Raw genomic sequence first — 10,000 nt, forward strand, 5'->3', positions numbered from 1 at the left:
GGCGCGCGCCGCTGGGTCCCCCGGTCTCGGCTGCGCCTCGCCGGAGGATGACGACAGCAACAAAAAAGCCCCTCTCCCGGGGGAGAGGGGTTGGGGTGTGGGCGTACGGTGGTGCCCGCGTCGCACCGTAACCCCTCACCCTTTCGCCTGACCGGTCGCTGCGCTCCCGGAGGCTCAAGCCCTCTCCCGCCGGGAGAGGGACGCGATGCGAGGTGTTTGCCAACAATCCCCCTATCGGCGCTACCCAAAGCCGAGCACCATCAATCCACTAGCTAAATCAGACCCGCAATCTTCCCGCCCCCCTTCCCACCAGCCGCATAATCCCCCGGTCCCGTCGCAAGGAAGGGCCGCCTGGCCTGCGACCTGGCGTGCGGCGGGAGTGGGGGAGCGGGGTCAGGGTCGGGTGAGGATAGCCCGGCCGGTCCGGGGACCGTGGCACAGGCACGGCCCGCCCGCGGCGATCGTCACGGCTAGGCGGTAAGACCGTCGCCAACCGCGAGCTCGCCGAAAACCCCCACGCGGAGCGTCAGCCTTCGTCGAAACGGTAACATCAAAACCCACCGGGCGAAGGCCCGGCGCTCCGCCCGCCCTTCCATCACCGTCGCCCCACCGGCGCGCGGGGCGCTCGCCTGCGCCATGGCGAACCGCGCCCCGATATGGTTCAAGGCTGCCCATGAGCGACGCCCATCACACCGACCCGCTGGACCTGAAGAAGGCCGAGACCCGCGCCTGGTTCGAAACCCTGCGCGACCGGATCCACAGCGCCTTCGAAACCCTCGAGGACCAGGCCCCCGCCGACCTGTTCCCCGGCGCGCCCGGCCGCTTCGAGCGCACGCCCTGGACCCGCCCCGACGGCGGCGGCGGCGTCATGGGCATGATGAGCGGGCGGCTGTTCGAAAAGGTCGGGGTCCACGTCTCGACCGTGCACGGCACCTTCCCCGCCGACTATGCCAAAACCGTGCCCGGCGCGGCCGAGGATCCGCGCTTCTTCGCCACCGGCATCAGCCTGATCGCCCACCCGGTCAGCCCGCGCATTCCCGCCGTCCACATGAACACCCGCTTCATCGCCACAACCAGGAGCTGGTTCGGCGGCGGCGGCGACCTGACCCCGGTGCTCGATGTCGACCGCCACGCCGAGGCGCCCGACACGGTCGATTTCCACGCCGCCATGAAGACGGCCTGCGACGCCCATGACCCCGAGTGGCACGCGAAATTCAAGGCATGGTGCGACGACTATTTCTGGCTGGCCCACCGCAAGGAGCCGCGCGGCACCGGCGGCATCTTCTACGACCACCACGACAGCGGCGACTATGTCAGGGACTTCGCCTTCACCCGCGACGTCGGCACCGCCTTCCTCGACGTCTACCCCCGCCTCGTGGCCCGCCGCATGGCCGAGGCCTGGACCGAGGCCGAGCGCGAGGAACAGCTGGTCCGCCGTGGCCGCTATGTCGAGTTCAACCTGCTCTACGACCGCGGCACCATGTTCGGCCTCAAAACCGGCGGCAATGTCGACTCGATCCTCAGCTCCATGCCGCCCGTGGTGAAATGGCCCTGATCAGCCGGTGAGGAATCGCCGAATCCAGCCCCCGACGCGGGCGCAGTCATTGGGGGCCTTCAGACTCTCCAGCGCCGCATCCACCAGCGCCCGGCCGATGCGGTCGGAACGGCCGCCGGTCAGGGCGGCGGTGAATTCGGGGGTGAATTCCGGATGGGGCTGCATCGAGATGGCGTCCTCGCCCCACGCCAGTCCGGCGAACGGGGTGAAGTCGCTGCGCAACCAGACGCGGGCGTCGGCGGGTGTTTCGACCACCTGATCCTGATGCGAGGCCGGCAGGGCCACCGTTGTGGCCGGCGGCACCATCCACGGCTCGGGCGAAACGATCCGATAGGCATGCAGGCCGACGCCCCAGCCCCGGTCCGATTTCTCGACCCGCCCGCCCAGGGCCTGGGCCATGGCCTGGTGACCGAAACAGATACCGACCAGCCGGGTGCGCCCACGGGCCGACCGGATCCAGTCCAGCAGCGCCCCGATCCAGGCGTCCGACTCGTAAACGCCGCTGGCCGAGCCGGTGATGATGGCTCCGTCGAAGGCGTCCGGATCGGGCCATTCGTCGGCGACCACGTCGAAGACCCGGGTCTCGAAATCCTGCCCCAGCAGAGCCTGGAACATGGCCGGATAGTCGCCGTGCTCCGCGGCCAGGGCCGGCGGCGGTGTGCCGGTTTTCAGGATGGCGATCCGGGTCATTCAGGCTCCTCCGCTGGCCGCCGCGAACCGGGCGGGCAGACGCCGGACCCAACACGGTCTAGAAGGCGCAACCATGACCGAAGCCGAACCCGTCGTCCTCATCAATGTCTTCAAATGCGCCCCGGCCAACCAGGCGGCCCTGATGGACCATCTGACCGCCATGGCCCGGATCCAGTCCGGCCTCGACGGCTTTGTCTCCCAGACCCTGCATCGCGGCCTGAACGGCAAGGTCGTCGCCAACCATGCGGTCTGGGCCTCGGCCGCGGCGTGGAAGGCCATGACCCGCCACCCGGCCGTCGCCGCCGCCATGGACCCGATCATGACCATCGCCACCTTCGAGCCCCACCTCTACGCGCCGGGCACAGTCATCACGCCGACCTAGCCGGTCGTCCAGACCTCGGCCCGCGCCCCGGCCTCGCCCAGCCGTTCGGTGACCCAGCCGCACACCTCGCCCGCCGCCGCCTCGGCGCCCGGCGGCGGGTTCAGCACCACCAGGGCACAGCCGTTCATCTTCATCGGATTGGTCAGGGGCCGCAGCCGCGCCTCGGCGACCAGCGCCCGCCCCGCGCCGCCCTGGTCCAGCCGCCGCAGGAAACCGTCGAAGGTCTCCATGTCCTTCATCGGCGTCCACACCGCCACCGTGGCCTTCGGATCGGCGCGCAGGATGGCCGCCGCCGTATCCGCAGCCCGGTGATAGTCATCCGGCTGTTCAAACGGCGGATCGATCAGCACCAGACTCCCGGGACTGGCCGCCGCCTCGGCCACCACCTGGTCATAGCCGTCCCCACCCCGCGCCTCGGCGACGTCGAACGGCTCAAGGACCTCGGACAGCAGCGCCAGCACCGGCGGATTCAGCTCAAAGCCGATATACCGGTCGCCTCGTCCCAGCCGGCGGGCGACCAGCAGCGGCGACCCCGGATAGAACCGCGTCCCGCCGCCCGGATTGGTTTCGGTGACGGCCGCCGCCAGCGCCTCGATCAATGGTGGACGATCCTCGCTGGCTATCAGCCGCTCGATCCCCGCCTCCGCCTCGCGCGACCGCACAGCGTCCCCGGACAGGTCGTACAGACCCGCGCCGGCATGGGTGTCCAGCACCGTAATCGCCCCGGCCGCCCGCCGCTGCGCCAGCAGCCACAGCATCAGGGCGTGTTTGACGATGTCGGCGAAATTACCGGCGTGGAAACTGTGGCGATAGTTCATGCCTGCTCGTCCCCTTCCCGGCGACCGCGATCAGGGGAAGACCCTGTCTCTGGTTCAGGACCGGTCCCAGTTCAGGATCACCTTGCCCGACTGTCCCGACTTCATCGCGGCAAAGCCGTCGCGATACTGGTCATAGGGCAGGCGGTGGGTGATCAGCGGCTGCAGGTCCAGCCCGGCCTTCAGCAGGCCCAGCATCTTGCGCCAGGTCGTGAACATCTCGCGTCCGTAAACGCCCTTGATGGTCAGGGCCTTGAGAATGATCGCGCCCCAGTCCGTCTCCATCGGCTTCGACGGAATGCCCAGCATGGCCATGCCGCCGCCCATGATCAGGGTGTCGACGCACTGTTTGAAGGCGACCGGCGAGCCGGACATCTCCAGCGCCACGTCAAAGCCGACCTTCATGCCCAGCTCGTGGATCACGTCATGCAGATCCTCGCGCGTGGTGTTAACCGTGCGCACGCCCGGCGCGACCTTCTGGGCCAGTTCCAGCCGATAGTCATTGATGTCGGTCAGGACCACGGTCCGGGCACCGGCGTGACGGGCAACCGCGGCGGCCATCATCCCGATCGGCCCGGCCCCGGTGACCAGCACGTCCTCGCCCAGCAGGTCGAACTGCTGGGCCGTGTGCACGGCATTGCCGAACGGATCCAGCATCGCGCCGATCTCATAGGGCACCTCGTCCGGCAGCTCGATCACGTTGAAGGCCGGTGCGACGACGAACTCGGCGAAGGCCCCCTGACGGTTCACGCCGATGCCGCGCGTGTCGGGATCGAGATGGAAATGGCCCGCCCGGGCTGCTTCCGAATTCAGGTCGATGACATGCCCCTCGGCCGAGACCCGCTGCCCGACCTTCAGCCGGCGGTCGACGTCCTTGCCGATGGCGACAATCTCGCCGGCGAACTCGTGCCCGGTGATCATCGGCATGGGCACGTTTTTCTGGCTCCACTCGTCCCAGTTCCAGATGTGGATGTCGGTGCCGCACACGGCCGTGCGATGCACCTTGATCAGCACGTCCTCCGGCCCGGCGACGGGGATCGGGGCGTCGATCAGGTCGAGCCCTTCGGTCGGCGAGGTCTTGGCCAGGGCCTTCATCATGTCGGTCATTCAGAGGACTCCCAGTTCGCGACCGGCCGTCGTGAAGGCCGCAACGGTTTGATCAATGTGGTCGAAGGTATGCGCCGCAGACATCTGGGTCCGGATCCGGGCCGCGCCACGCGGGACGACCGGGAAGGAGAAGCCGATCACATAGACGCCCAGCTCCAGCAGCCGCGCCGCCAGGGTCTGGGCCAGTTTGGCATCGCCCAGCATCACCGGGATAATCGGATGCTCACCGTCCAGCAGATCGAAGCCCGCCGCCGTCATCGCAGCCCGATAGCGGGCGGCATTGGCGGTCAGCCGGGTACGCAGGGCGTCGCCCTCATCGCCCCGGGCGATCCGGATCGCCTCGAGGCTGGATCCGCACACGGCCGGCGCCAGGGCGTTGGAGAACAGATAGGGCCGGGCCCGCTGCTTCAGCAGCTCGACCACGGATTTCCGCGCGCAGATAAAGCCGCCCATGGCCCCGCCCAGCGCCTTGCCGAAGGTGCCGGTGACGAAGTCGACGTCGACCCCGTGGTGCGCATAGGACCCGCGTCCCTGCGGACCGAGGAAGCCGGTGGCGTGGCAGTCGTCGACCATGATCAGGGCGTCGTACTTGTCGGCCAGCGCCCGGATGTCCTTAAGCTTCGCAATATAGCCGTCCATCGAGAAGGCCCCGTCGGTGGCGATGACGATGTTGCGCGCTCCGGCCTCCCGCGCCTCCTTCAGCCGGCTTTCCAGCTCGTCCATGTCCGAGTTGGCGAAGCGATAGCGTTTGGCCTTGCACAGGCGAACGCCGTCGATGATGGAGGCGTGGTTCAGGCTGTCCGAAACGATGGCGTCCTCGGCCCCGAACAGGGGCTCGAAGATGCCGCCGTTGGCGTCGAACGCGGCCGCGAACAGGATGGTGTCCTCAAAGCCGAGATAGTCGGCGATGGCTCGCTCCAGCGTCTTGTGAATTTCCAGCGTGCCGCAGATGAACCGTACCGAGGCCGTACCTGCCCCCCAGCGGTTTTGCGCATCGATACCCGCCTGGACCACCCGCTCGTCGCCGGCGAGACCGAGATAGTTGTTGGCACAGAAATTCAGCACCTGCCGCCCGCCGACCTCGATCACCGGCCCCTGACGCGAGGCGATGACCCGCTCGGGCTTGGTCAATCCCTGGCCGTCGATATCGATCAATTCGGCGGCGACACGGTCATAGAAGGCGTTGGTCATGGGGCCTCGGTCTGCGGTTCAAGGCGGCCGATTACGCGGTTTTCGCGGCCGGTTCCAGCGTTGCGGTCAGGACGCAGGTGGAACCGGCCTGGCCAACGCCCGGAACGGTGTCACCCGGATCAGGCCGTCGCACGGGCTCAGTCGGCGGTCGAGCCAGACGGGCGACGTATCATCGGGAGCCGTCATCCGGATCCGTGCTGCCGCCGGGCAGGCCCCCTCTCCGTCCGCTTCCTGCGGCACGACAGTCCAGGCGACGTCGAACCAGGCCTGGGCCCGGGGTGCCAGGGTCACGGCAGAGGGTGTCTGAGCGCCGGGAAGACCGGCTCCAGGCGTTGTGTCCGTCCGCACGGTGGTCAGCACCTGATTGCGGTCATCGACCAGGCTGACGGACGGATAGCCCTTCAGGCTGCAGGCGGCGGCCCCCAGATTGCGAACTCCGAGGGTAGCGACCCGATGGCCCGCCCCCGCGTCGCCACCCGCGGCGTCCAGCTGCAACTGCGGCCCCCTGCAGGGCGGAGCCGGCGGCTGGTCGTCCGGAGCCGGGGCCGCCTCGACGCGGGGCACCACCGGGGCACCGACCGGCCGTGCGCACTGTTCCAGAACCCGCGCAGGCGGCGATCCTGCCGGGCTGACCTGGCTCAGGACCGCAACCTCCTGTCCGTTGCGAACCTCCGTTGTCCAGTCCAGGTCCGCGCCGGCGTAGCGGCCCCCGGCCGCCGTCCGGACCTGGACCAGCGAATGTGCCTGTCCGAGATAGGCCAGTCGGATCGACGCAGAGTCCGGATAGGACACCGTGATGTCGCGACCGCTCGCGCAGGCATAGGTCACGGCGGTTTCCAGACCGGACGCTACCGCGGGCGGCAAGGCCTCCGCCGCGTCCGGGATCGATCCGTCGGGACTACAGCCCGCCGAAGACACGACGAGCGCCGCCACAAGGACGACGGTCGAATGGAAGCGGGGCAGGCGCATGCGATCGTCCTTCGGGTGGCGCGCATGGCAACGCTTGGCACCGGTGATGGCTCCGCTTTCGCAGGCTGTGACCCGGCCGGAATCAAAAAAACCCCACGGCGTGAGCCATGGGGTTCTGAACTTTGGGTGCGGGAGTAGGATTTGAACCTACGACCTTCAGGTTATGAGCCTGACGAGCTACCGGGCTGCTCCATCCCGCGACAAAGATGGAAAGGGAATTTGTGAAGGAAGAATGGGTTCGAGAAGCTCATCTTTATCTGTCTGGTAGACCCGGCGGCGACCTACTCTCCCGCGCCTTGAGACGAAGTACCATTGGCTCTGGAGACCTTAACGACCGAGTTCGGAATGGGATCGGGTGGGGAATCTCCGACATAACCACCAGGTCAACCGGACAGATAAAGATGAGAGAAGACATTGTCAGTATTCGTAAAATCGAATGAGTTTTGCTGAGAAACGATCAAGCCGATCGGATTATTAGTACCAGTAAGCTTCACACGTCACCGCGCTTCCACACCTGGCCTATCAACGTGGTAGTCTTCCACGATCCTCAGCGAAGCCTTGTTTTGAGGTTAGTTTCCCGCTTAGATGCTTTCAGCGGTTATCTATTCCATACATAGCTACCCTGCTGCGCAGCTGGCGCCACGACAGGTCCACCAGAGGTATGTCCATCCCGGTCCTCTCGTACTAGGGGCAGATCCTCTCAAGCTTCGAACACCCACGGCAGATAGGGACCAAACTGTCTCACGACGTTCTGAACCCAGCTCACGTACCACTTTAATTGGCGAACAGCCAAACCCTTGGGACCTGCTCCAGCCCCAGGATGTGATGAGCCGACATCGAGGTGCCAAACGATGCCGTCGATATGGACTCTTGGGCATCATCAGCCTGTTATCCCCGGCGTACCTTTTATCCGTTGAGCGATGGCCCTTCCACGCGGGACCACCGGATCACTATGGCCGACTTTCGTCTCTGCTCGACTTGTCAGTCTCGCAGTCAGGCGGGCTTATGCCATTGCACTCGACGACCGATTTCCGACCGGTCTGAGCCCACCATCGCGCGCCTCCGTTACACTTTAGGAGGCGACCGCCCCAGTCAAACTACCCACCACGCCATGTCCCGGGACCGGATAACGGCCCTCGGTTAGACGTCAACGACAGTAAGGGTGGTATTTCAAGGATGGCTCCACCAGAGCTGGCGCCCCGGTTTCATAGCCTCCCACCTATCCTACACATACGGTCGCTAACGCCAAGGCGAAGCTATAGTAAAGGTTCATAGGGTCTTTCCGTCTGACCGCGGGAACCCCGCATCTTCACGGGGAATTCAATTTCACTGAGCCTGTGCTGGAGACAGTGGGGAAGTCGTTACGCCATTCGTGCAGGTCGGAACTTACCCGACAAGGAATTTCGCTACCTTAGGACCGTTATAGTTACGGCCGCCGTTTACCTGGGCTTCAGTTCGATGCTTGCACATCTCCCTTTAACCTTCAGGCACCGGGCAGGCGTCAGACCCTATACGTCGCATTGCTGCTTCGCAGAGCCCTGTGTTTTTGCTAAACAGTCGCTACCCCCTGGCTTGTGCCACTCATTTCCGGTTGCCCGGAGTGAGTCACGCTTATTCCGAAGTTACGCGTGCAATTTGCCGAGTTCCTTCAGCACAGTTCTCTCAAGCGCCTTGGTATGCTCTACCTGACCACCTGTGTCGGTTTCGGGTACGGTCTCTGCTAGAGTTATTTCCAGGGACAACGCCACTGCCGGGAGCAATCCAATAAGCCCCGACAACTTATGCCATCCGTCACTTCTAGCTGGTGCAGGAATATTTACCTGCTTCCCATCGACTACGCTTTTCAGCCTCGCCTTAGGGGCCGACTAACCCTGCGCAGATTAGCTTTACGCAGGAACCCTTGGTCTTTCGGCGACAGTGTTTCTCACACTGTTTATCGTTACTCATGTCAGCATTCTCACTTCCGATACCTCCAGCCAGGCTCACGCCTGACCTTCACCGGCTTACGGAACGCTCCGCTACCGCTTGCACATAAGTGCAAACCCATACCTTCGGCGACTGGCTTGAGCCCCGTTACATTTTCCGCGCAGGATCGCTTGATCAGTGAGCTGTTACGCTTTCTTTAAAGGATGGCTGCTTCTAAGCCAACCTCCTGATTGTCAAAGCAATCCCACATCGTTTCCCACTTAGCCAGTACTTGGGGGCCTTAGATGATGGTTAGGGTTGTTTCCCTTTTCACGACGGACGTTAGCACCCGCCGTGTGTCTGCCCGATAGTTCTCTTGGGTATTCGGAGTTTGGTTAGTATTGGTACCGCTCGCGCAGCCCGCAACCATCCAGTGCTCTACCCCCCAAGGAATTCGTCGGACGCTCTACCTAAATAGATTTCGCGGAGAACCAGCTATGTCTAGGTTTGATTGGCCTTTCACCCCTATCCACAAGTCATCCCAGAATTTTTCAACATTCACGGGTTCGGACCTCCAGTAAGTGTTACCTTACCTTCATCCTGCTCATGGATAGATCACCTAGTTTCGGGTCGTCATACGTCGAACTTAGCGCCCTATTCAGACTCGCTTTCGCTGCGCCTACACCTAACGGCTTAAGCTTGCTCGACACATGAAGTCGCTGACCCATTATACAAAAGGTACGCCGTCACCCCGCATGGGGGCTCCGACTGCTTGTAGGCTTCCGATTTCAGGATCTGTTTCACTCCCCTTGTCGGGGTGCTTTTCACCTTTCCCTCACGGTACTTGTTCACTATCGGTCGTAGAGGAGTACTTAGGCTTGGAGGGTGGTCCCCCCATGTTCAGACAGGATTTCACGTGTCCCGCCCTACTCGAGTCTCTTGCTGTTTGACGGCTACGGGGCTGTCACCCGCTATGGCCAGACTTTCCAGTCTGTTCGCCTTTATGTCACAAGAGCACTGGCCTGGTCCCGGTTCGCTCGCCACTACTACGGGAGTCTCGGTTGATGTCCTTTCCTCCGGGTACTGAGATGTTTCAGTTCCCCGGGTTCGCTTAATAATCCTATGTATTCAGATTATTATACCTTTAAGCAATCCGCCAAATCGTGCCCTCCCGAGGGAGAACAAGAGTTGGAAGACTGCAAAGGTGGGTTTCCCCATTCGGAAATAGCCGGATCAAAGGGTGCTAGCGCCTCCCCGGCTCTTATCGCAGCTTGCCACGTCCTTCATCGCCTCTCTACGCCAAGGCATCCGTCAGAAGCCCTTCAACGCTTGATCGTTTCTCAGCAAAACTCATGCATGGGCAATCCACGGGCTGGAAAGAGGTAG

At 63.9% G+C, this 10,000-nt stretch carries 7 protein-coding genes, 1 tRNA gene and 2 rRNA genes; 2 read left to right on the top strand and 8 right to left on the bottom strand.

Going from position 1 to position 10,000, the window contains the following annotated elements:
• Nucleotides 1-673: 673 nt before the first annotated feature.
• Entirely contained in the window at nucleotides 674-1,555 is an 882-nt protein-coding gene (gene hemF, locus AACZ75_RS02270) for an oxygen-dependent coproporphyrinogen oxidase (protein WP_339870993.1), read from the top strand.
• Here hemF and AACZ75_RS02275 read toward each other — a convergent pair whose 3' ends face one another.
• Nucleotides 1,556-2,245 carry a type 1 glutamine amidotransferase gene (locus tag AACZ75_RS02275; protein WP_339870994.1) on the bottom strand — a complete coding sequence of 230 codons (690 nt, stop codon included), beginning with the start codon at nucleotides 2,243-2,245 and terminating at the stop codon, nucleotides 1,556-1,558. It lies immediately after the preceding gene.
• Nucleotides 2,246-2,318: 73 nt separating this feature from the next.
• On the opposite strand from AACZ75_RS02275, the gene AACZ75_RS02280 reads away from it, so the two are divergent.
• Nucleotides 2,319-2,627: an antibiotic biosynthesis monooxygenase family protein gene (locus AACZ75_RS02280; RefSeq protein WP_339870995.1), complete on the top strand. Its 309-nt coding sequence runs from the start codon at nucleotides 2,319-2,321 to the stop codon at nucleotides 2,625-2,627.
• On the opposite strand, the gene rlmJ is transcribed toward AACZ75_RS02280, so the two are convergent.
• From rlmJ to AACZ75_RS02315, 7 genes are all read right to left on the bottom strand, one after another.
• A complete protein-coding gene (gene rlmJ / locus AACZ75_RS02285; protein WP_339870996.1) occupies nucleotides 2,624-3,445 on the bottom strand; it encodes a 23S rRNA (adenine(2030)-N(6))-methyltransferase RlmJ in 822 nt (273 codons plus the stop codon). The genes AACZ75_RS02280 and rlmJ overlap by 4 nt on opposite strands.
• Before the next feature lie 54 nt (nucleotides 3,446-3,499).
• Nucleotides 3,500-4,549 carry an L-threonine 3-dehydrogenase gene (gene tdh / locus AACZ75_RS02290; protein WP_339870997.1) on the bottom strand — a complete coding sequence of 350 codons (1,050 nt, stop codon included), beginning with the start codon at nucleotides 4,547-4,549 and terminating at the stop codon, nucleotides 3,500-3,502.
• The gene (locus tag AACZ75_RS02295) at nucleotides 4,550-5,740 is read right to left on the bottom strand and encodes a glycine C-acetyltransferase (protein ID WP_339870998.1); all 1,191 of its coding nucleotides are present in this window, start codon (nucleotides 5,738-5,740) and stop codon (nucleotides 4,550-4,552) included.
• 66 nt (nucleotides 5,741-5,806) lie between these two features.
• Nucleotides 5,807-6,709, bottom strand: a complete 903-nt coding sequence (locus tag AACZ75_RS02300) for a DUF4232 domain-containing protein (protein ID WP_339870999.1) — start codon at nucleotides 6,707-6,709, stop codon at nucleotides 5,807-5,809.
• Nucleotides 6,710-6,832: 123 nt separating this feature from the next.
• Nucleotides 6,833-6,909, bottom strand: a tRNA-Met gene (locus AACZ75_RS02305).
• A gap of 68 nt (nucleotides 6,910-6,977) precedes the next feature.
• Nucleotides 6,978-7,092, bottom strand: a 5S ribosomal RNA gene (gene rrf / locus AACZ75_RS02310).
• Nucleotides 7,093-7,162: 70 nt separating this feature from the next.
• Nucleotides 7,163-9,949: ribosomal RNA gene (locus AACZ75_RS02315) — 23S ribosomal RNA — on the bottom strand.
• Nucleotides 9,950-10,000: the final 51 nt, after the last annotated feature.

The sequence above is a fragment of the uncultured Brevundimonas sp. genome (assembly GCF_963975535.1).
GTDB lineage: Bacteria > Pseudomonadota > Alphaproteobacteria > Caulobacterales > Caulobacteraceae > Brevundimonas.